At 41.0% G+C, this 24385-nt stretch carries 17 protein-coding genes; 9 read left to right on the top strand and 8 right to left on the bottom strand.

Features of this window, described 5'->3' with window-relative positions:
* Window positions 1–5: 5 nt before the first annotated feature.
* The 5 genes from QX565_RS10595 to QX565_RS10575 form a co-directional block, all read right to left on the bottom strand.
* Complete coding sequence (locus QX565_RS10595; RefSeq protein ID WP_289292736.1) at window positions 6–1430, bottom strand: glycoside hydrolase family 28 protein; 1425 nt, start codon at window positions 1428–1430, stop codon at window positions 6–8.
* Window positions 1431–1526: 96 nt separating this feature from the next.
* A complete protein-coding gene (locus QX565_RS10590) occupies window positions 1527–3056 on the bottom strand; it encodes a glycoside hydrolase family 28 protein (RefSeq protein ID WP_289292735.1) in 1530 nt (509 codons plus the stop codon).
* 31 nt (window positions 3057–3087) lie between these two features.
* Window positions 3088–4920, bottom strand: a complete 1833-nt coding sequence (locus tag QX565_RS10585; protein ID WP_289292734.1) for a rhamnogalacturonan lyase family protein — start codon at window positions 4918–4920, stop codon at window positions 3088–3090.
* Window positions 4913–7666, bottom strand: a complete 2754-nt coding sequence (locus QX565_RS10580; RefSeq protein ID WP_289292733.1) for an alpha-L-rhamnosidase — start codon at window positions 7664–7666, stop codon at window positions 4913–4915. The genes QX565_RS10585 and QX565_RS10580 overlap by 8 nt, the downstream gene beginning before the upstream one ends.
* Before the next feature lie 86 nt (window positions 7667–7752).
* Window positions 7753–10281 (bottom strand): glycoside hydrolase family 88 protein, encoded by a 2529-nt coding sequence (locus tag QX565_RS10575; RefSeq protein ID WP_289292732.1) that lies wholly within the window; start codon window positions 10279–10281, stop codon window positions 7753–7755.
* A gap of 359 nt (window positions 10282–10640) precedes the next feature.
* On the opposite strand from QX565_RS10575, the gene QX565_RS10570 reads away from it, so the two are divergent.
* The 9 genes from QX565_RS10570 to QX565_RS10530 all read left to right on the top strand — a co-directional run bounded on the left by QX565_RS10570 (window position 10641) and on the right by QX565_RS10530 (window position 18608).
* Entirely contained in the window at window positions 10641–11036 is a 396-nt protein-coding gene (locus QX565_RS10570) for a hypothetical protein (protein ID WP_255586231.1), read from the top strand.
* A gap of 65 nt (window positions 11037–11101) precedes the next feature.
* Entirely contained in the window at window positions 11102–12070 is a 969-nt protein-coding gene (locus QX565_RS10565; protein ID WP_289292731.1) for a hypothetical protein, read from the top strand.
* Window positions 12071–13331: 1261 nt separating this feature from the next.
* Window positions 13332–13526, top strand: a complete 195-nt coding sequence (locus QX565_RS10560; protein WP_195660559.1) for a hypothetical protein — start codon at window positions 13332–13334, stop codon at window positions 13524–13526.
* Between the two features lie 383 nt (window positions 13527–13909).
* Window positions 13910–14383 carry an arginine repressor gene (argR, locus tag QX565_RS10555; RefSeq protein ID WP_221651168.1) on the top strand — a complete coding sequence of 158 codons (474 nt, stop codon included), beginning with the start codon at window positions 13910–13912 and terminating at the stop codon, window positions 14381–14383.
* A gap of 36 nt (window positions 14384–14419) precedes the next feature.
* Window positions 14420–14977: a GNAT family N-acetyltransferase gene (locus tag QX565_RS10550; protein WP_002559039.1), complete on the top strand. Its 558-nt coding sequence runs from the start codon at window positions 14420–14422 to the stop codon at window positions 14975–14977.
* Window positions 14978–14992: 15 nt separating this feature from the next.
* Complete coding sequence (locus QX565_RS10545) at window positions 14993–16198, top strand: argininosuccinate synthase (protein WP_221651169.1); 1206 nt, start codon at window positions 14993–14995, stop codon at window positions 16196–16198.
* Window positions 16199–16204: 6 nt separating this feature from the next.
* On the top strand, window positions 16205–16417 hold the full coding sequence (locus QX565_RS10540; protein ID WP_221651170.1) for a PspC domain-containing protein: 213 nt from the start codon (window positions 16205–16207) through the stop codon (window positions 16415–16417).
* Window positions 16410–17378 carry an N-acetyl-gamma-glutamyl-phosphate reductase gene (gene argC / locus QX565_RS10535; RefSeq protein WP_221651171.1) on the top strand — a complete coding sequence of 323 codons (969 nt, stop codon included), beginning with the start codon at window positions 16410–16412 and terminating at the stop codon, window positions 17376–17378. Before QX565_RS10540 ends, argC begins: the two co-directional genes overlap by 8 nt.
* Window positions 17379–17486: 108 nt before the next feature.
* Complete coding sequence (locus QX565_RS10530) at window positions 17487–18608, top strand: aspartate aminotransferase family protein (protein WP_289292788.1); 1122 nt, start codon at window positions 17487–17489, stop codon at window positions 18606–18608.
* 866 nt (window positions 18609–19474) lie between these two features.
* On the opposite strand, the gene QX565_RS10525 is transcribed toward QX565_RS10530, so the two are convergent.
* The 3 genes from QX565_RS10525 to QX565_RS10515 form a co-directional block, all read right to left on the bottom strand.
* Window positions 19475–20101, bottom strand: a complete 627-nt coding sequence (locus QX565_RS10525) for an RNA polymerase sigma-70 factor (protein ID WP_289292730.1) — start codon at window positions 20099–20101, stop codon at window positions 19475–19477.
* 108 nt (window positions 20102–20209) lie between these two features.
* Entirely contained in the window at window positions 20210–21556 is a 1347-nt protein-coding gene (locus QX565_RS10520; RefSeq protein WP_289292729.1) for a glycosyl hydrolase family 28 protein, read from the bottom strand.
* Window positions 21557–21581: 25 nt separating this feature from the next.
* On the bottom strand, window positions 21582–24362 hold the full coding sequence (locus QX565_RS10515) for a glycoside hydrolase family 3 C-terminal domain-containing protein (RefSeq protein ID WP_289292787.1): 2781 nt from the start codon (window positions 24360–24362) through the stop codon (window positions 21582–21584).
* Between the last annotated feature and the right edge of the window lie 23 nt (window positions 24363–24385).

Genomic DNA, 24385 nt, shown 5'->3' with positions numbered 1-24385 from the left:
CGTGTTTATTTTGTGATATCTACATTCTTGTTATGTTCAAGTTTCAGTTTACTTTTAGCATTTACAGAAAAGTTATTCACCTTCCAGTCTTTTGCCCATGAAATGGTTCCTGCACTCTCTCCACTGAAATGTACATTATCAAAATCGAATCCATCAATTGTGCTGTTCTCTATACCGGACACTTTGATACAAGTTTGTGCGTTGGTAGCAGTTACATTTATAAAATGTACATTACGGAATTTGGGAGTTCCTTGTTTAGGATCTACCGGGGTCAACATCTTAATCCAATGTGCCGGAACACTTTTTTCATCGTACCCTTCAGGTAACTTTGAAGTACTATAAGCCGGATGCCAGTTCAGATCGACCACAAACGGATCGCGTACTCCAATCATTTCAATGTTGCAAAGATAGATGTCTTCTATTACACCGCCACGCTGACAGGTACTCTTGAAACGTAATCCATATTTTGTGCCCATACCTGTCATATTATAAGCCACAATGTTGCTGATACCACCCGAAGTTTCACTACCACAAGTAAATAATCCGTCTCCATGTCCGGCAATGCAATCACGAATCACGACGTAACGGCAAGGACGATTCACCCGTAGACCATCACTGTCACGGCCTGCTTTCAGACAAAAATTATCATCATTGCAATTGATATTCGAGTTTTGTACCAATATATATTCTGAAGAATCGATGTCTATACCATCTGTACTGGGACCACGACCTTCAATATTATTACTAATAATAATTCCGTCGACAGTAACATACTTACTATACAAAATGTGTAAGCTCCAGAAACCCGGCTGATAAAGCACTATGTTTTCTACTGTTACATTCTCACATTCGGCGATAAGAATACCCCGCGGACGTTCACAATCATAGTCAACAATCCAGCGTAATCCTTTCGGATCGTATTCTTTCCGCATCGAACGATACTTGTCCCAGAAAACTTTGCCGCAACCGTTAATTACTCCATCACCGGAAATCGCAGCATTCTTCTTACCTATTATATTAACCAATGCCGAAGGCCAGTTCATTTCTACACCGGCCACACGTGTATCTATTTTCTTATAATCATTAATGTCCTGCGAACCGATAAGCGTAGTTCCTTTGGGGATATTAAAATTGACATTATTACCAACAAAGAGAGCACCGGTCAGATAAATTCCCGGACTAAAAGTAACAATACCTCCTCCTGCCTGCTCAGCAGCGTCAATCGCTTTCTGAATAGCAGCGGTATTCATTTCCAATGCATCTCCTTTGGCACCGTAATCGGCTACGTTATAAATGGTTTGTTGTACAGGAAAAGTCTTAGCACCAACCTCCTTCATCCAAGGGAAATCAGGGATATTGGCAGTTTGTGCTGTAACGGTGAAACTTATAACAGACAGGAATACTCCTATCAGGCAAGTCAGGTTCTTCATGGTATACATTCAATTATTGTGAGTAATACTTTTAATGATACAAAAATAGGGGATTCCTCCCCTATTTGCGCTGCACATTTTGATATAAAGGGTGTCTTATTTGACAATTTGGCTCACCCCCTCACAAAAGCGGGTAATGAACTTTTCACCTTCTTTATTATGTATTGTCACATTCTTCAAAGTAATATTGCGACTATAAATAAATTCGGCTCCTATCTGAGAAGTAATATCCAGATTCTCAAGCGTTATACCATCAATTGGCATCTCTGGTATACCATTAAAAAACAGCGCCCGGCGTGCATTGGAACATACCAGATTCGAAATATGAATATTACGAAAACAAGGAGTAGTATCGTCTATCGGTAACGGGTCAACTTTTGCAGGAATCTTCTCACCGCTCTCTAATACTTCAACAGCAGACTTACCTCCATAGTAAAGATTGAAAGTCACAGGTTCCGTCGGGATATCCATCATAGAAACATTACGTATCCAGATATTCTCAACAACTCCCCCGCGTCCCCGCTTACTCTTGAAACGCAGTCCGACATCCGTCCCCAAAAACTGACAATTACTAACGGAAACATTACGTACTCCACCACTCATCTCGCTGCCTACAACAAAACCACCATGTCCTTTAAATACCGTACAGCCATCTACTACAACGTTCTCACAAGGACGGGCGCGACGACGTCCGTCTTCATCCTTTCCACTTTTCAAACAGATACCATCATCTCCTACATCAAATGTAGAATTCACAATCAGTGCATTTTTACAGGATTCCAAATCAAGCCCGTCACCATTCTGAGCATAACTCGGGTTACGTACTTGTATATCCTCTACCAAAACATTCTCACACATCAGAGGGTGTAGATTCCATGCCGGAGAATTTTGAAAGATCACCCCCTGAAACCAGACATTTTTACACTCTATCAGACTTACCATCACCGGACGCAGGAAATGACGTACGCTCTGCCACTCTTCCTCCGTCTTTAAATTCTGAGGAACATTCATATTACTGATAGTATCTCCTTTAAGTGTTTGCGGATATGGAAACCAATAAGTAGGACGCTTATAAACCCCACCCCGGGCAATGGTTTGTTTCCAGACACTTTCTGTCACTTTCTCACGTTTCAAAGGACGCCAGTAATGACCGTTTCCATCTATTGCTCCTTGTCCGGTAATAGCCACATTAGTCAGATTACGTCCTGAAACAGGTGACTGACAACGGCGGGTGTCTAATCCTTCAAACACCGTTTCTACCAACGGATAAAGTTCAACATCCGGAGAGAAAAGAATCACAGCTCCTTTCTCAATATGAAGATTAATATTACTTTTCAAAACAATCGGTCCGGTCAGCCAGATACCGGCAGGTACTATCAGACGTCCACCTCCTTTGGCAGAAAGTGCATCTATCGCTTTAGCAAATGCTTCCGTACAGAGGTCCACCCCATTACCAACAGCACCAAAGTCCTTCAAAGAAACCTTGCGGTCAGGAAACTGAGGTGCTTTCACTTCAGGCATAGCAAAAGGGAGATCTTTATAAATTTCCTTATACTTATAGGTCTGTGCCAAAAGCGGCAAAGCCACCCATACACAAAGAAACAACATAATTGAAATTCGCTTCATTCGGTAGTATTTTTATTATATAACAAAACTTTTATTCTCCAAGATAATAAGATGGTACTGGTGCCTGCGGATATCCCATACTGCGATGAGCCACATAGCTACGATAGAGTGGATCCTGCATAAGCGTAATACGACGATCCTTTGCCGGAATAACAGTATGGTAAATGCGTAACTCCCCCGGAAGTGCAGTAATTAACTCTTCACGCCAATCTCCTTCCATATCGGCCATCATCAGAATATCTCCCTCAATACCTCTGGTCAGATCTTCACCTTTCCACTTCCAGATACTCTGTTTCTTACCATTGGAAGAAGAGCCTGCTCCCCAACGATTATCATCGCCACGAAAGGTTTCACGAAGCAGATCGGCATCCCACCAGATCCAATTACGACAGCCCGGAATCTCTTCACGGGTCACATTCAGTTTCTTTCCGTCTGAAGTCAACAAGTACTTATCAGTACTCCCTCCTTTACGGTCTTCACTGGCAAAGCACTCTAATCCGGGATATTCCGGATCAAAATCGGCTACCATGCCATCACCGACGTGATAAGTTGTATGCCCAATGTCCCATATTAATTCTCCGGTACGAGCATTCACTACAGATACCCCACGTCCATCTTCTTTTTTGGGTTCACTCACCATGAATACCTGTAATCCTTCCATATCCGGATGTAATTTACACAAATAAGCCTTATCACTATGTCCTAATCCCGATGACCAGAGTAAAGTCCCATTATCATCAAGCATACAAGAACCCAACAGTATCTCATCACGCCCATCACCGTCTACATCTCCCGTCACCATACTATGAGCTCCCATGCTACGCACAACCGGATTTTCTTCGTCTCCATCCCAACGCCACATACGTTGCAGCTTGCCATCTTTTAATTGCCAGGCGTCTACCACCATCAACTTATAAGTACCACGGGCAGCGAGTATACAAGGCGTTTTCCCATCCAGATAAGCCACTCCCATCTGGTTACGGTTCTGTCGGATCAGATTGCCATAACGATCATTCCGCTCGGGCCAGTCTACACGATCAATTTCTTTGCCAGTCATTCCATCCAGCACAGACAGATATTCACTACCACCACAAACACGTCCTTTCTCATTTTTTACAAAATCAGAACCGGCTGTTTTTATAGCAATTTCAGCTTTACCATCCCCATTAAAATCATAAACAATAAAAGGAGAATACCAGATACCAGGCTCAATACCAGGGCCCATATCGTAGGTCCAAAGCCAGGTACCATCATTCAGATAGGCAGATATCTTATACGTTTTTCCGGTAGTATCTCCCGGCATACCCGGATCTACATTGGTTTCAGGTGTACGGATAATGTAATCATAAGCGCCATCGCCATTCAAATCGGCTAAAGCAATTTTACCAGCCTTCGCATTATCTTTCAGCCGGATAGAAGTATAATTAGTACATTTCCCAGCTTCAACCTCTACTCTTTCGGATGCAACAGGTGTAAGCCCTTTTACCACGGGTACTACCCAATAAACCGCCTTTTCCTGTACAGGAGCATTATCAATAAAGTCGCAGGTTTGCATCACAGGTTTGTTAGTGAGACGGCGTTTCTTGCCATTTACTTCCCGATAAACATGAAAGGCGGTAGCAGGAGTATCTGTATTCAATAGCCGCCAACTAAGGTAAACCCCTTTCCCGTCCCGGGAAGGAGCGACATAAAGTCCGCGATTCAAATGTTCCGTAATCCGCTCTTTAGCAAAACCCTCCACCAGTGGTTTGGGCTCATGCCGCGGATCAAGTATCTCATACATATATTGCCGCTCGCGAGGGTCCTGTGCATAAACAGCAACTACAGCAGACAAGAAAAATATCAAAGCAAAATATTTATTCATAATAAAAAGTCCCTTTCTTCATTGGAATTACTTTCACCGGGCCAATCAATCCACTTGGCACAGGTTCCCAGCCTCCATATCCAGTTTTTTTATAATCCAGACTTACAATATTGGCATCTTTAAAAATACGCCAGGGTATTTCTTTCCGGTCCATATCCGCAATGCGGTTGGCAGGTAAATTAGTCACTTCTACCTCCAGGATATTTTCACCGGGACAAAGATATTTACCTACCAGGCAACGATAAGGAACTGACCACAATGTGGCAACGTCCTTTCCATTAATACGAATACGAGCGCTCTCACGCACATCACCCAAATCGAGCCTCCATTCAGGAATCGAAAGATCGTTCAGATTAAATTTGAATGAATAAGAGGCTGTTCCCATTGTATTCTTTACTTCTGCTACCGGAAGTTCAGTCCATGAACCCAACGTTACCGAATCAGGAGCAGCCGAAACAGCCGGAATGCTTTCTACGAAGCGAAAACCCCATTTACCCGTCAAAGTCAATCCATCGGCTTTTGGCTCGTAATATCCCCATGCAGAAGCCTGTACATCGGCATTCGTAAACGTTTTCAGCAGGATTGATTCTCCGGATGCTACCTGTAAATACACCTCCGTACATCCATTCTTCTGACGCAAAAGGGCCTTTCCACTCTCTCCGTTCACAGGATTATAGATCAGGGCAGATGTAGCCTGAACTCCCAAAGGTATCCATCCTTCCGTATCTTCTCCTTTCAAGGCAGAAATAAAATAATGATATCCATCTTCGTTTGTACGACGGATGCAGCTCAAACCATAAGCTGTTTTCATCTTTTCAGGTTGTACACCTGTTTCCGCCAATGTATGGTCATAATCCGTTCCAAACAGAATACGCCCTTTACGTAATTTGTCTTTTTGTGCCATCAATTTCTTAAAAGCAGCACGACGTTCATTCAACCGGGCATATCCAGGAACATCTTCCGGATATTGCTCCAGAAACACAATAGTAGCTCCCTCATCTGCCAACCGGAATAATTTGGCAAGTACATCATCCGGCATCAGTCTCGCGCCCGGAATGAGTAACGCCTGATACGCGGTACCTGCGGAAGTAACTAATTTCCCACCCATACAAGTAAGACTGCGTATGAAGTTATCGGAAATATAATCCAAATCATAACCTGCATTATAAATACGATGAACTGCATCGATAAAACGGGGCGCACGCTTTACCATTTTATGAATATCAAACATCAAGAGACGTCCGTCCTGCTCCTGCCACATATCATATACAGGCAGATATACCAGAAAATCATTATCAGGTTTCCCCATCTGCAGAAAACTCTGACAACGGGTTATATAATCAAAAAATGCCGGAGCATCCCGCCAGATATTATTTGTAGGACTCATATCAACGGAAGCATAGAACTTCCATCCCGGCCATACAGCCTCAACAGGCGAATAAGTGGTCCCATGAAAATAGGTGTGATTTACCCCTGAGATAAACATCAGATCAATATCCGGCTTACACTGAGAAAGTGACGTACGAAAATGTTCCGTCAGCCAGGTAAATGTTTCAGATGAAGTAAATGGTTTGCCGGCAATATGAGCAGCCGAAGAAGCATATTTCAGCATCGACAAGTCTGAATCGTTAGGACGTGTTAATGAATCACGGCGTAAACCACGGATTCCAAAATCAGAAATACCGAAGCCCTCGCATTCGGGAACATCTACAGTGGTATACAGATCTATAAGATTACCAGGTGAGCCATGTGCCTGATTACGTGTTTTGGAGCCGTGTGAATGTGCCCATTCTGTCCATTGCCGGGTAAAGTTCTCTAAAAGTAATTCGGCAATCGTCTCCCGGTAGTCAGAAATAATCCGGGAAACCATATCCGTACGTTTATCCGACAAGAATTCCGGAAGATGCTCTTCCAGTTTATATCCGCGCCGTGCAGCAAATTCGTCAAAAAGATTTTCAGTCCAATCTGCCTTATATACTTCGTAAGAATCATTGAAGAAGTTATGCGGATAAGGTGTTCCTGATGCTTCAAAGGCACGTTCAAAACGATTCAGATAATTTTTCACAGCCCGGCCGGACAAATGATCCATCACGTATCCCTCTCCTCCGGGAGCAGCACGCTTCACTTTCTGGAATGTCTTTCCGCAAAAGGCAGCTATCAATTGCCAGTTTCCTTTGGGAGCTTTCCATTGCAAAATACCGTCTTTCACTTTAGACGTCAGGTTTATGCATTTCCCTTTATCTGAAAAAGCCATCAAACGGCTTAGCTTAGCATAGGCACGTTGCTTCTCGTCAGCAACTTCTATTTTCTCTTTCAGTTGTTCACCACCCTGCAATGTATATTCCGATACGAAAAGCTTGCAGGCAGCGTCTTCTATGGTTACCTCCGGGCCTCCGAAAGGCCACCCGGTACCGGTATTCATATCAATCTGCATACCCAGGCGATTCGCTTCACCCTCAGTATATTGCAGCATCTCCATCCAGTGAGAAGTAAGAAATGGAATATCATTTTCATCATTTCCTTTTACTCCATAGATAGGAGTTATCTCCATCGTTCCCATTCCCGCTTTCGCATAAGCATTCAGATTATGAGTCAGATTTTCTTTATCTACTGCGCTTCCCATCCACCACCAACGGGCAGCAGGCTTCGATTCAGTGGTTATCTCCGGCCAACTTATTGTTTGTGCCGCTGCAAAAGGGCACAATAACCAAGCCAGTAACACTATTCTTATTTTTTTATCCATCATCCTAAGTAATGCATCACAATTAAATGATTATTTAGCGGGTATTATTTATACTAATTTTAAATCAGTACTCATCTTATTTTTATCACCTACTCTCCCAGTTCGATACATCCCATGATAAAAGGACCCGTAGCTTTGGCATCGTTATCACGCATTTTCTCACCGATATAATATTCAAAACTACCATCCCGGTACGGATGTCCTCCCAGACCACCTACCTGACAACAACGCGTCAACGTAAGTGTACCATCAGGATTCTCAATAAGCAGTTTGTCTTTCAATCCCTTAAAAGCTTTCTCCGCTACCTCTCTGTATTTCGCATCAATATATCCTTTATTTACCGCTTTTGCATAAGCATACATACACTGTGAAGTTACAGATGCTTCCGGAAAATTGCCTTCACGCTTCGGTTGATCAATCACCTGGTACCACAAGCCGGCCTTATCCTGGTATTTAGGAAGTGTATCGGCAAGCCCTTGTATCCAGCTTATCATATCGGCACGTCCGGGATGATTCTCCGGAATATAGTCCAGAGCATCCACCAAAGCCATAAACCACCAGCCGATACTGCGCCCCCAGAAGTTAGGTGAATGTCCCGTTTCCGGATCTGCCCAACGCTGGCTTTTACTCTCGTCCCAAGCATGATGATACAAACCCGTTTTAGCATCATAAGTATGCTTGTGACAAAGTGTAAATTGTTTCACTGCCTCATCTATCCACATCGGTTGATTGAACTCCGCCCCATATTGTGCCAGAAAAGGTGAAGCCATATACAAACCATCCAACCATATTTGGTGCTGATAAATCAATTTATGCCAATATGCACCCTCCAGTGTACGGGGATGGTTCTTCAACTGTTTTATTAAAAGGTCCATTGCCATTTTATACTTTTCCTTACCTGTCTCACGATAAAGATCAAATAGCACTTTACCCGAATTAATGTAATCAAGATTATAAGTAGACACATCATACAGATGGATTTGCCCTGTTTCATTTATCAGCGAATCCGCCCATGCCTCTACATAATCAAAATAGCGTTTCTCGCCTGTCTGTTTCCACATTCTTAGCATAGCGCAACAACCTACTCCCTGTGCATAGCCAAAAAACAAACGCTTTCCATGATCCAGTTGATAAGCCTTCGGGAACCGGCGCATCTCAGAATCAGCAAACCAGCGGGCATACGTATCCGGAGCAAAATGATCCGTACGGAAAGGTACGGCCGGGAAACCGGCTTTATTATAAAGATTCACACGGAAAAAGTTTCCGTAACCATAACGCACGGCTGTAGGCTGAGGAACCTCAGGAGCATAGAGTTCTACCTTATTCCCCTGGATCATTGCCGTTGCCGGATAAAAACGAGCATCTGGACCTGAAATAAAGAAACCTTTTACAGGGGTATCATCAGGGGGCTGCAATCCACTTTCTGCATAATCAAAAGTAAGTGTAACTTTTCCCTCTTTCACTTTCATATTCTTATAAAGCGGACCGGAATAAGCCCCCTTTTTACCATATTGTTTAGCCAAAGCCCAAGCTGCCAGACGTTCCCCTGTCACCTTTTTATTACGCGGATGAATATCGGTAGAATCAGCAGCATCTGTAATTACCGCCATACCCACATTGCGCAAACCACTCTGCCAGGTATTCAATTGTGCTTCACGAATGCCAGCAGGTTGTTTATAATGTGGAGCAATCTGCACAAAATAGAAAGGCATATCGGCCTGTCCCCATTCCTTACGCCAACTATTGATAAGGTTTGTAAATACCTCCTGATACTTTTCATAACGAATGGAATTAGATTCTCCCTGATACCAGATATTCCCTTTTATTGTATAACCCAGAATCGGAGCAATCATACCATTCCACAGGGTAGCCGGTACTTTACATTTATCTTTTTCACGTTTCACATTTTGCACAGCAAAATCTTCCAGAACATCAGAATATAATGGGTTATTTTTCATAACCTCCATCTTCGTCCATGACTCAGCATGTGTACCTCCCCAGGTAGACTGGATCAACCCAACCGGAATTTGTAATTCTTTATAAAGTTTACGCCCGAATGTGAATCCAACAGCCGAGAAATCTTTTAAATTCTCCGGATTACAAATCACCCACTGCCCCACACAATCCTCTTTTTCATCCTCAGGCGCAAGTTGGTGCTCTACATGAAAAAGTCGAATAGAAGGATAATCAGCATCTTTCATTTCTTCTGCTTCATTTATCATCCCCGTTTTCCATTTAACTTTAGGATCACGTGCCACCGGAAATTCCATATTAGACTGTCCCGTACAAAGCCATACTTCACCTATTAATATATTATGTATGGTAATCGTGTTTTCTCCTTTCACAATCAGTGTCTGATTATCCATCACACCAGGAGTTTTCAACTGTAGCTCCCAACGTCCGTCAGCAGATGCCTGCACCGTATAATTTCTTTTATCCCAGGAAGGAGAAACAGTCACCTGTTCACCCGGACGGGCTTTTCCCCAGATATTCACCTGAGTTTTTTGTTGCAACACCATATTGTCTGAGAAAATAGAAGGAAGCGTTACTTTACCTTGTACCGGAAACGAAACAACATATAAGAATAGAAGTATAAAGTACCAAAACTGCTTTTTCATGTGCTTTTGATAGTTTAAGAAAATTAATGGATTTATTGATGATGCAAAAATAGGCAGAATCATCCAAAGTATTGATCTGTTTTTTGACTGTAATCTTAACCTTTTTGTCGTTTCATCTCAAAAATTACTTGTCCGTAGAATATCTCTACTACATATTCATTTTTCTATAAATCAACCGATAGGCTTTATTTAAAATACAAAAAAAGTTAAAGGCCATAAGAAATCTAAGTAAATAAAGTTACCTTTGAAAAATCCTTAAAACAAATGCTATGATTAAGGTGGTTTTACATAAAATAATTTATTGGAGTATAATATTAATCCCAATACTCCGAGCAAATTCTTTGTTTGCCCAAGTTCCAGTGATATCAATTCCTCAACCGGCAGAAATAGGTCGTTTCGATAACTTCCACCAAACTTCTCCCCAAAAGACACCTGGCATATCATCTTCCTGTGATGCCTTGATTCAAAGGCAAAATGAGGCCATCATACGTGAGGTAAAAGAAAACGAACGTAGAAGAGCAGCCATCAACCGCAAATATGCTATTCAGAAATACATGAAATCCAACTCGATCCCTTTACCGGATTTTTCCTCAGTTCCCGGTTCAGAATGTTTTCAAAGTGCCCGTGAAGAGATACTTGAAATGCTTGAAGGCAAAAAGGAGATGAGTCTGAAAAGAGCCGTATTCGTGACGGAAAACGCTTTTTTCGGGAATAAAATGAAATATAAGAGTTTGATGCAGCCATTCAGAATCTAAAACACATTTGTCTGCTGAAAATGCAGGAAGAAAAATTAGATAAGAATGACGGGTTAGCAAAATTAATGATGATCTTTCGTATTCTGTCGGAAGTTATCGAAGTCAAAGAACCCGGTAGTGAAAAAACAATCATTCATCACCCGATGAAATATGACTTTGAAGATTATCGCGCAGATGTTAACACCAGTAATTACATGGTATCAAAGCTTTTAGCCCAAAATACAGGACAGTGCCATTCCATGCCTTTATTGTTTTTGATTCTTGCCGAAGAGTTGGAAACAGAAGCTTTCTGGTGTTTTTCACCGAGCCACTCTTTTATAAAATTCCAAGACAAGCAAAACCGTTGGCATAACATAGAGCTAACTCAAGGTGCTGTTGTCACAGATGATTTCTATATGAATAGCGGTTTCATTAAATCCAAAGCTATACAGACAGGTATTTATCTGAATCCACGGACTATGAAACAGACTATTGCCCATATTCTCAATGACTTGTCTGCTTATTACATTTCCCGTTATGGCTATGATCATTTTATAGAAGAAAACAGCAATTTAGTTTTGCGCTATTCTCCTTCTGATTTAACGGCTTATCAACATTATGCAAACATCTGTGCTGTACAAGCTCTATATGTTATTAATAATTCGGCCAATGCGGGGTATAGTAGAGATCTTGTAGAACCTCGTGCTGTAAGTTTTGGAAATTATTTGCGAAGTACCTACTCATTGTCACCATTGAGAGAACAATATGGTTACATAAAAGGAAATTTCCACCAATTTGGAGGAAATGAAAAAATATCAGGCTTTGCTACACTAAGCAATAATTCCGATAAAACAAGTTACGGTTTTAGTTATACAAAAACCACAACAATTGTTAAGAGTTACAAGAAAAATTTCCAGGGTTTAAGAGTACCTGATAAGACAAGAAAGGAAACTACTACTCATTATATGATTGTGTCTAGAGATAAAAACAATAATGTCTCTTTTCAGACATATAATAGTGAAGAAGAATACAGAAACGCAACCTCCAATTGGTAGATTATGAAAAGATATGAAACAAATAAGATACTCGGATTGATAACAATATGTATTAATGTACTGTTGTTTTTCAAATCTCTCTATTTGCATTTTGCATATAATTTCACTGACAAATTGTTTTTGTTTATGTATCCGAATTGGGTCTTATTGATAAACGCTTTGCTTGGGATTATTGGAGCTTATATAGCACTACTTCTATTCAAGAATATGATTGGAATTAAATTGTTTTTGATTGTAACATTAGTATTGTGGTTTATTTCTTTATCGAATTATTTTCTCTCAATGTATTGGAAAAAGTAGCAAGTTTGTGCTTTGGTCTGCCCAAAACTGATTGAATAGTTTAAATCCCGTTGGTCTAAAAGTGGCTAACCGGATTTTTTACTGTATTTTAGGAATACGCCTGCAGGACAGGCAGCATGGTCTTCTATTCCTACCCATGGAGGAAGAAACCCTACAGGATATCTACAAAACCTTCCTGGCTAAAGAACCGGGTCATCCGTATAAGAAACTTCTGTACCAACGGAACAGTGTAATGTTAGGGCTGATGGTCTTCTAGGGATTAGACAGCGGTGATCTGGAACGATTGACGGTCAAAGACATCAACCTGAGGGAAGGCATTGTTTACATTGCAACATCGAAGAATAATGCGGCAAAAACGCTCAGACTGAAATCTGTTCAGATACTCTCTATTAACCACTACATGACCCATACAAGGCTCAGCTGAATAAAAAACAGGAAACTACAGAACGGTTCTTTATCAAAAGCAAAGTCAATGACCTGGTATCAACTCTTGTAACCAGGCTTAAACAACAGCATCCTGAAATCCGCAATCCAAGGCACATCCGTTCGTCGGTCATTATGAACTGGCTGAAGAAGTACCACATCCGTCAGGTGCAATACATGGCCGGGCATAAAAGGGTTTGTTCCACCGAACGTTACAAGCGGGAGGACCTGCACGATTGGACATTGCAACTTCAAAAGTACCATCCGATCAGACAAATCGGCCATACAATCTGACAAACTCCTGCTTTTTTTCTTTCAAATGAAATCAATTGAAAAGAAAAAATCTTATCTTTGGAAGTCAGAGAGAGTTAACGGGTTATGTTTTCATATCGAAAGACAGATTAAGAAAAATACGTTTTGATATCAACTCCACATGGGGATGCTCCCCATATTCATTTAGAAATCTTTAAAAATAGAAAAATGCAATACCAGGAACTCATCGTATATACCCTCAATAAATTTAATAAGATCAAAAAACATGAAAGCTATTTATAATAACATGAAATTTATAATCAAAAATGATTTTCCAGAAATAGGTACATATTTATATGTTTTTGAAAAAGGTAAATGCATTGCGGATTACTTACAGGACGACAGTTTATCATGTAAAGAATTTGCACTAGAAAAATATGGAGTTCCTATGGATATTTGGCAAGAAAATGAAGACGATTAAAATCCAAGATATTTTCCACTCAATCAAACAGGCTTTATTTTGCACTCAAAATCATTTTTGTTTTATGTTAAGATGTGTTTCAATGACACCTTTTGTTTTTCGGTCGGGATTTTTTTTGATTTGACGACACATCGTATATATCCCTAATCAATAATTCAATAAAATTGAAAATATAGAAGCTGTTTCCAAGAAGCCTAAGACAACTTTGCAATCTTCTATATTAGTTATATCGCTATACTCCCCCCTCCCTTCCAGTGTTTATTAAAACCATTTTTGAATAAATTCTGCTTTCATGTATAAAAAGAATAAAAAAGTTTGGTTTTATGCATCAAATCTCCAAAATATTGCATACTTTTGCGCCATTCTTAGAATAATTATACAAGATGAAAAAGAAAGCAAACCGATTAGATGCTATTAAAATGATTATCTCGAGCAAAGAGGTAGGGTCACAGGAAGAACTTCTGCAAGCACTTGCCGCTGAAGGTTTTGAATTGACTCAGGCTACTCTTTCTCGCGACCTGAAACAATTAAAGGTAGCCAAGGCAGCCAGCATGAATGGTAAATATGTGTATGTATTGCCCAATGACATCATGTATAAACGCGTAGGTGACCAAAGTGCCACTGAGATGTTAATGAACAATGGTTTCATTTCCCTACAGTTCTCTGGCAATATTGCTGTTATCAAAACACGTCCCGGATATGCCAGCAGTATGGCTTATGACATTGATAACCGTGAGTTCGGAGATATTTTAGGTACCATTGCAGGAGATGATACTATCATGTTAGTACTGCGTGAAGGAGCTGAACCTAAAATGGTGCAGAACTTTTTGTCGCTCATCTTCCCGAATATACAATAATCATATAACAATATACTCGACACACGAATTAAAGAAATGGAGACTCAAAAAATAGATGTGATGGTAGCCGACGCCTCACATGAGGTTTACGTTGACACTATTTTGGAGACAATTAAAAACGCAGCGAAAGTGCGCGGAACAGGGATTGCAGAACGTACACATGAATATGTTGCTACCAAAATGAAGGAAGGCAAAGCTATTATCGCCCTTGAAGGAGAAAAATTTGCAGGCTTTACTTATATTGAGTCATGGGGTAACAAACAATATGTAGCAACGTCAGGACTTATTGTACATCCCGACTACCGTGGATTGGGACTGGCAAAACGTATCAAACAAGCCTCTTTCAAACTGGCTCGCTTACGTTGGCCATGGGCTAAGATATTCAGTCTGACCAGCGGTGCTGCTGTAATGAAAATGAATACAGAACTTGGTTATGTACCTGTAACATTCAACGAGCTGACTGATGATGAATCATTTTGGCGCGGTTGCGAAGGTTGTATCAATCATGACATACTGGTGGCAAAAAACCGTAAGTTCTGCATCTGTACAGCTATGCTTTACGACCCCGAAAAACATAAAGAAGATATTATATAAATAAGGAGATATATCATGGAACAGAAAAAGAAAGTGGTAGTTGCATTCAGCGGAGGATTGGATACCTCATATACTGTAATGTACCTGGCCAAAGAAAAAGGCTATGAAGTATATGCAGCATGTGCCAATACAGGAGGTTTCAGTGACGAACAACTGAAACAGAATGAAGAAAACGCCTATAAATTGGGTGCTGTGAAATATGTTACACTCGACGTAACACAAGAGTACTACGAAAAGAGCTTAAAATACATGATATTCGGAAATGTATTGCGTAATGGTACTTATCCCATCTCTGTCAGTTCAGAGCGTATTTTCCAGGCACTTGCCATTGCCCGTTATGCAAATGAAATCGGTGCGGATGCTATCGCTCATGGTTCTACCGGAGCCGGAAACGATCAGATTCGTTTTGATATGACTTTCTTGGTACTTGCACCGGGTGTGGAAATCATTACACTAACCCGTGATATGGCATTGAGCCGTCAGGAAGAGATTGACTATCTGAACAAAAATGGTTTCAGTGCCGATTTTACAAAACTCAAATACTCTTATAACGTAGGCCTATGGGGAACCTCCATCTGTGGTGGTGAGATACTGGATTCTGCACAAGGATTGCCCGAAACAGCTTACCTGAAGCAAGTTGAAAAAGAAGGTAGCGAACAGTTACGCCTTGAATTCAAACAAGGAGAACTTCATGCCGTAAACGGAGAAGTATTTGAAGACAAGATTGCCGCTATTCAGAAAGTGGAAGAAATTGGTGCCGCTTATGGTATTGGACGTGACATGCACGTTGGCGACACAATCATCGGTATTAAAGGCCGTGTTGGTTTTGAAGCTGCCGCTCCTATGCTGATCATCGGTGCTCATCGTTTCCTTGAAAAATATACATTGAGCAAATGGCAACAATACTGGAAAGATCAGGTAGCCAACTGGTATGGCATGTTCCTTCATGAAAGCCAGTATCTGGAACCTGTGATGAGAGATATTGAAGCTATGCTACAGGAATCACAACGCAATGTGAACGGTACGGCTATCCTTGAACTCCGTCCGCTCTCTTTCTCTACCATCGGAGTAGAATCTGAAGATGATCTTGTAAAAACAAAGTTTGGTGAGTACGGTGAAATGCAAAAAGGCTGGACAGCCGAAGATGCAAAAGGTTTCATAAAAGTAACTTCCACCCCACTACGCGTTTATTACGCAAACCATAAGGACGAAGAAATTTAGTCCCTGATGAGTAACGAACGTAAACTTACACGCTCACGTAGTGATAGAATGCTTGCAGGTGTTTGCGGCGGGTTGGCCCAATTCTTCGGATTGGATACCTCTCTCGTACGCATCGCCTATGCTATATTAACAATATTCACCGCATTTGCCGGTGTCCCTGTATATATTTTAATGTGGATTATCATTCCCGAAGAAAAAAACAGATATTCAAATGATTAAAGTAGGAATAATAGGCGGAGCCGGATATACCGCAGGTGAATTAATACGCCTGCTTCTGAATCATCCTGAAGCCGAAATTGTATTCATTAATAGTAGTAGTAACGCCGGAAATAAAATAACCGACGTACACGAAGGACTTTACGGAGAGTGCGATCTGACTTTTACAGACGAACTTCCATTGGATGACATTGATGTACTTTTCTTTTGCACTGCTCATGGCGATACCAAAAAATTTATAGAGAGCCACAACCTCCCGGAAGAATTGAAAATCATCGATCTCTCTATGGATTATCGCATTGCTTCTCCGGATCATGACTTTATCTACGGATTACCCGAACTGAATCGGCGCGCCACTTGTTCTGCCAAGCATGTAGCCAATCCCGGCTGTTTCGCAACTTGCATTCAGTTAGGACTGCTTCCACTTGCCAAACATTTGATGCTGAATGACGACATCATGGTGAATGCCATAACCGGAAGCACAGGAGCCGGAGTAAAACCCGGTGCAACCAGCCATTTCAGTTGGCGCAATAACAATATGAGCGTATACAAGGCTTTTGATCATCAGCATGTGCCTGAAATCAAACAGTCACTGAAGCAGCTGCAAAATAGTTTTGCATCAGAGATAGATTTCATCCCTTACCGGGGAGATTTTCCACGCGGCATCTTCACTACAATTGTCGTAAAAACAAAAGTTGCTCTGGAAGAGATCGTACGCATGTATGAGGAGTATTATGCCAAAGACTCTTTTGTGCACATCGTAGAAAAGAATATCGATTTGAAGCAGGTTGTCAACACCAACAAGTGTCTGATACATCTGGAGAAACACGGTGATAAGCTACTCATCATCTCCTGTATCGACAACTTACTGAAAGGTGCCAGTGGGCAAGCTGTCCACAACATGAATCTAATGTTTAATCTCGAAGAAACGGTAGGTCTCCGACTAAAACCATCGGCCTTTTAGATTGACGATTGGACGATTTACAATTAGACGATTGGGGTTACTTCAATTGTAAATCGTAAATCAATAAAAGTAACTTCAATTGTAAATCGTAAAATTGTAAATATCATGATGAATTTATTCGATGTATATCCTCTTTTCGATATAAATATAGTCAAAGGAAAAGGCTGCCATGTATGGGACGAAAACGGTACAGAATATCTCGACCTTTATGGGGGGCATGCCGTTATTTCCATCGGGCATGCTCATCCACACTATGTTGAAATGATTAGCAATCAGGTTGCAAAACTTGGCTTCTATTCAAACTCAGTGATCAACAAACTACAACAAGAAGTAGCAGCACGTTTGGGAAAGACTTCAGGTTATGATAATTATTCGCTTTTCCTTATTAATAGTGGAGCAGAAGCGAATGAGAATGCCCTTAAACTGGCTTCATTTCACAATGGAAGAACAAAAGTAATCTCTTTCAGCAAAGCTTTTCACGGACGTACTTCATTAGCAGTAGAAGCTACGGACAATCCAAAAATCATTGCTCCAATCAATGCCAATGAACATGTAACCTATCTCCCATTGAATGATACGGAAGCAATGAAAGCCGAACTGGCTAAAGGTGACGTTTGTGCCGTTATTATCGAAGGTATCCAGGGAGTAGGCGGAATCAAGCTACCTACTACAGAATTCATGCAGGAACTTCGCAAAGCATGTACCGAGAATGGTACGATACTTATTCTGGATGAAATTCAAAGTGGTTACGGACGTAGCGGTAAATTCTTTGCTCATCAATATACAGGTATCAAACCCGATATCATTACTGTAGCCAAAGGTATTGCCAATGGTTTTCCTATGGCAGGAGTACTTATCAGCCCGATGTTTACACCGGTTTACGGTATGTTAGGTACCACTTTCGGAGGTAACCACCTTGCTTGTGCCGCTGCACTTGCCGTATTGGATGTTATAGAACAAGAACAACTGATAGAAAATGCTGCTACAGTAGGTACTTATCTGATAGAAGAGTTAAAGAAGTTCCCGCAAATTAAAGAAGTACGCGGTGAAGGATTAATGATTGGTATGGAATTTGAAACTCCGATCAAAGAACTACGTACAAAATTGCTGAAAGAACAAAAAGTATTCACTGGGGTAAGTGGTACAAATGTTATTCGCCTCCTGCCACCTCTCTGCCTCAGTATGGAAGAAGCAACAGAGTTTCTGAACCGATTAAAAAAGATACTTTAGTACTTTACGTTACTAACGTACCCCAAAAGCGCTTTTAGAAAAATAGTTTCTTACGATATCAAAACAATTATTTAGCCGTATTGAAAAAATCAATACGGCTAAATAATTTTAACCGCCCAAGGCCACTCCATCCTTTTTTTATTACAAAGCAACACCTCTCTTTCTCTTTCATTTTATTTCTTTTGTCACATCTTATAAACTTCAACAAGTTTCTCTACGATAATCACTTCGTTTCTCGTAGAGTTTCGACCCGATCTCCGTAGAGAAACGGAGCGATTCTCGTAGAGAAAAAAATAGAAAAGATAACACACTGGTTATCAGACTCTTGGTTCAATATCAGAATGTTATATATTTTCAATATCAAAACTTTCTTCTCATCTACTTATTCAGCATTTATATATATCTGAAATCACAACAAATTTCAAATTCTTTTGGTATATACTCCCTACCATAAGACTGTTGCTTGTGAATTTACCATATGTTACTATCCCTTTAAAAACCTTGCGCACAAAAATACGCTGATTATGACCAACCTACAAAGGTACACCATCAATAAAATCTACCTTTGCGCATTTACCAAGTAATGCTTTCTTGCTAAAGATAGCCAAAGGAAGAATCATATCTCTTTCCAATTCCACAAAGCGATTCTAAGATAACCGGTTTAGGGTTTAAATTTTTAGGCGAGAAATACGAAATGAATGAAAAAATGAAGAGCAAATTCCATCAGAAAATGAAATTTGCTCTCCAGTAAAATATAAAAGTAGGACATTTACTGAATATTCCGAATTACTTCCGACTGAAATACCTGTAGCACTTGGGATAAAGGTTATTCCAGCAGCATCAAGACGAATGTACAATTTATAAAATCAGTTATAAGGCCCGATGAGCCATGCAATAACAATAATATAGACATCGAACGAATACTCGTCTTTGAAACATTCAGAAAATTTTCGCATTGCTTTCGATATGTGTTTTTCAACTGCTGTAGTCGATATCTGTAGCTTTTCGGCTATTTCCCGGTTCTTAAGTCCCTCGAAGCGACTCAATATAAACACTTCCCGGCAGCGTTCAGGCAATTGGTCCACAACCTGAGTAATCTTTTCTTTCAACTCTTCGTACAGTAGTTTGTGTTCCACTTCCAATCCGAAATCTATATGATACAGCCTTTCTTCACCTTCGGCAAAGGACTGATACTCTATCTCGTATCTCTGAATAACCTGTTCGTGCTTAATATGATTCAGGCAACCATTACGTACCATAGCAAACAAGAATGAAGAAATGGAAACAGAAAGGACGGAAACGGAAGAATGCTTTTCCCATAAAACAGCAAAACAATCCTGAACAATATCCTGTACTACCTCTGTATCCTGAATATATCGCCTACCAAAGCCTGTCAACCTCTGATAATATCGTTTAAAAATATATTCAAATGCATCCTTATTCCCGCAACTGATTGCTTTTATCAATGTTTTTTCATCATTATACACATCCATATGACAAACTACCTGTCCATTGCCTCACAAGCCGATTAGTGGTTAAACAAATTAATGTACAAAATTAGCATATTAATTCATAAAACCAACTCCCATAAAAAAGAAATTCTATTCAAACCTTACATCAGCTTCTCTAAGGTCAAAAACAGGATCGGAGGTATCCGAAATAGTTCTACCTTTGTACTTTAATCCCGAGAATACAACGTTTTTAATACTACCGGTAGAGTTCTTCTGAATAAGGATTGGTACATCTTCACCATTGGTATATTCCAAATTCTCGAAACGAACACCATCAATGGACCCGCCACCACTGCCCCACTCACCATAAGCCGGACGAAGCTCCATCCAAATAAGATGTTCAAAGGCCGATTCCATACGAATATCCTTATAAAGAACATCGGAAATAGTGGAATTGCCACATTGATGAATAGACATGATACCACGATACCACTTATGATCGCTAGACTCTTTACGAATCACATCCATATTTTCAAAACGGATATGGCGCAGATAGGCTCCATCCAGTTCCCAACCGATTTCCATACAATTACCGAGATTACCTCCCCAAAGTACAGAGTTCTTTACTGTAATGTTCTCCACATTGCCCGAAAAACCAAACTTATTGGTCTTAATCGCAATGCAGTCGTCTTCATTCCGGATAAATACATCATTCACTTCTACATTGGATGAGCCTACCAAGTCGATACCATCCGAATAGACATCAGATCCAAGAATCTTCATATTATCTATTTTAACGCCATCACACTCAAAGAAAGAACTGCACCAACCTGTCCGGCTCATAATCAAGGGGCCATTAATCTCTACATTCTTACACTTTTCGACACGTATAGCCTTCTGCGCCAAACGCCCATCAATCACTCCATATCCTAAGATACGAATATTTTGCTTACCATTAGCATAAATAAAACCAGTGATCACCGCTCCCTCTTCCAGAAAGATAGTAACATCATCCTGATCAAATGTGGGATTGACCGTATGAGTGCCTTTGGTATAACGGATCGTGTTAGCCGGTAAATTATTCCATTCCTTCGGAGCCTTTCCATCTACAAAAAGATAAATCGGATTCTCGTAGTCTTCATTAATCGTAATAGCAGCCTTACAAGGTTTCACATCAAGCAGAGTTACTTTATTTCCTTTCACTTCACACTGAATGCCAAGAGATGCCGGCTTTACTTCTACCTTATTAATGGTACTCGCAGCAAATTTAAATTCAAGATCTACTTTCTCTTGTGCCATCACGATCCGTGCATATTTACCTAAATCGACCGCATTGACCTTAAAATCTTTATCCTGTTTCAATACGGTTCTGTTAGTCGAAGGATCATCCGTTCCCGAACCATCATCGTCCGAGCTACATCCTGCGTTCAAGACCAGAAAGAGAGCCAAAAAGAACTGAGCAACTAAATTCAAACTCATCATACTACTTTTTTTCATGGTAATTAAATATATAAATAGTTTTTTACTGTTTTATCCCCTTTACTTTCACCTCGGCAACCGAAGCTTCGCCTTCCGTCACCAAAATGCGTATATCACTCACTGTTTTCAAATCCAAAGGATAATAAACCACCTCTCCGGTACGATCAGCAATTCCTTTGTAGACTGTCAGAAACTGTCCGCCTCCACTGGATGCCTGAATTTCAAAACCGGCAGCAGGAGTTTTCCAGCAAATTCCTATTCTATCCGGACCGGCATTAGAATCCATCGGTATGTTAATATAATCTCCCTTTTTACCTGTCCAGTAAGTTTCCATATTACTATCTAATATCGGTAAAAGTACCTCATTAGGAATAATCTTTTTCTGAATATTCAATTCATTGTAAGGCAACACCATAAACGGCTTCTCTAAACGTATATCTTCAGAAGAAGCTCCAATCATCACCTTAAATTCACCGGACTCTACGACCCAGTCATTCTTCAGGTTCAATAGCTCCAGATCGGCAGGAGTAACCATGAAAGAGATTTCTTTGCTTTCACCCGGTTTCAGATGAACGCGTTCAAACCCGCGCAAGTTTTTCTCATAAGTAGTTACGCTGCTCTGCACATCACGTATGTAGAGTTGTACTACTTCATCTCCAGCCTTGCTGCCTGTATTAGTTACCCGACAACGGACAACCAGACTTTGTTCAGGCGTTATCTTTTCCGAAGAGAATGTTAAATCGGAATACTTGAAAGTAGTGTAACTCAAGCCATATCCAAACGGATAAAGTGCACCATTCACCCGGCTCATGTTTCCTGTAAGCCCTGTTTTGTTTCCACCGTCCACCTGTGAAGAGGGTTTGTGAGGAAAATTAAAAGGTATCTGCCCAACAGTTCTCGGAAAGGTAACCGTCAGTTTGCCCCCGGGATTGTAATCGCCAAACAGAATGTCGGCAAGTGCTTTTCCTCCTTGCGAACCCGGATACCATGCTTCAACAATTGCCGGGACATGTTTATCCGCCCAATTCACCGACAGGGGACGCCCATTGACAAGGACCAATACTACCGGTTTGCCACTCTTCACTACTTCTTGCAACAAGCGTAACTGGTGCCCGGGAAGTTCCAGACTGGTACGCGATTTATTTTCGCCACAAGTACGGTTATTGCCTCCAAGTACCACAACAGCCACATCACTTTTACGTGCATTGTCTACTGCTATTTGAATCTCTTTCATTTCTTCCGTATCCGGTTCGGAAGGAAGTATTTCCGATTCCGGCCAGTTTTTGTCAACCAATTCGCAACCTTTGGTATAGAGTATTTGTGCTGTGTTTCCTACTTTATCCTGAATACCTTGCAGCACGGTAGTTACTTCTACTGCCAATGGCCCGTAATGTGTCAATGCATAGCTGGCATCATCTGCATTCGGCCCGCAGACACTAATCGTTTTAATGGTTTCTTTCGACAAAGGTAACAGGCAGTCTGCATTCTTTAAAAGCACGACTGACTCACGGGAAGCCTGCAAAGCCACTGCCTGATTTTCCATGCTGTTCACTTCTACATCGGCTTGTTTCAAATTGGTCTGATAAGGAGCATCAAACAAGCCTACCATGAATTTTACGCGCAGAATATCACGTACGCGCTCGTCAATGGTCTCCATGCTGATAGCTCCTTCGGCTATCAGTTCACGTAAAGGAAGTACATATGAATCGGGAGAGCGGAACGTGCAACGCACATTTAATCCAGCTTGTACTGCCTGCAACACAGCTTCTTTCATATCGGCAGCCGTACCATGTTTAGAATACAGATATTCTACTGCATCACTATCAGATACTACATATCCCCTGAACCTCATTTCTCTACGCAACCGAGTCATCAGCCAGTAATAACTTCCCTGTATCGGGAAACCGTCATAATCATTGTAAGAACTCATTACACCCAGTATACCGGCTTCTTTTATAACTCTTTTCCAAGGATATACATGGATATTTTCCACTTCGCGAGGAGACATCTGAGGATCTACACGAGCCATGCCTTCGCGAGCACCTTTATTATTACTATAAGCTATAAAGTGCTTGGCAGTAGCGGCCACCTGATAATCTTTCTGTAACCCACGAGCCATCTCAACACCCAGTTCCGCCACTAAATAAGGGCTCTCGCCGTATACTTCCTCATAACGTCCCCAACGCTGATCACGCCCTACGTCAAGAATAGGAGCATACACATTGGTATACCCTAAAAGTCGCGCTTCACGACCGGTAATATAGCCTACCTTATGAATCAATTCCCTGTTCCAGGTATGTCCTAATCCCAACTGAGTGGGAAAATTAGTAGCTTTAAAACTCTCTACTCCCCGAATGCCCTCGTTCGTAAAATCCACCGGAATACCCAGACGTGTCTCTTCAATAAAGAAACGTTGCACCTCGTTCAAAGCCCAGGCATGCAGGGAGGCCGGCCAGACAAAAGGATTGTCCGATGGCGGCAACCCCCACTGTTGAAAACCATTCAGATGTTCATCGATAGCTCCCATTCCATCTTTCCATAGTTTCTTCTTCCATTCCGGAGTGGGCAGATCATCGGCCAATACACGTTTATATCCGTACAGAGTAACCATTTGGCATGTCTTCTCTTCTACGTTCATTTGCGACAGTAGATCTTCTATACGTTGTTCCAAAGGTGCATTCGGATTCTCATAGATATCCATTACACCGTTTTTATTAAAATCAATCCACCCTTTTTTATAAATAACATTTCGGGGGAGTTTATAAGTCATCAAATCTTTGGCAGCAGGTACATTCCGTTTTTGGCTACTCAAGGTGCCAACCATCAGTCCCGAGAAAATTACAAATA

It is taken from the genome of Bacteroides sp. 41_26 (genome assembly GCF_949740115.1).
GTDB lineage: Bacteria > Bacteroidota > Bacteroidia > Bacteroidales > Bacteroidaceae > Bacteroides > Bacteroides nordii.
This window is presented reverse-complemented; position numbering and strand designations above follow the sequence as displayed.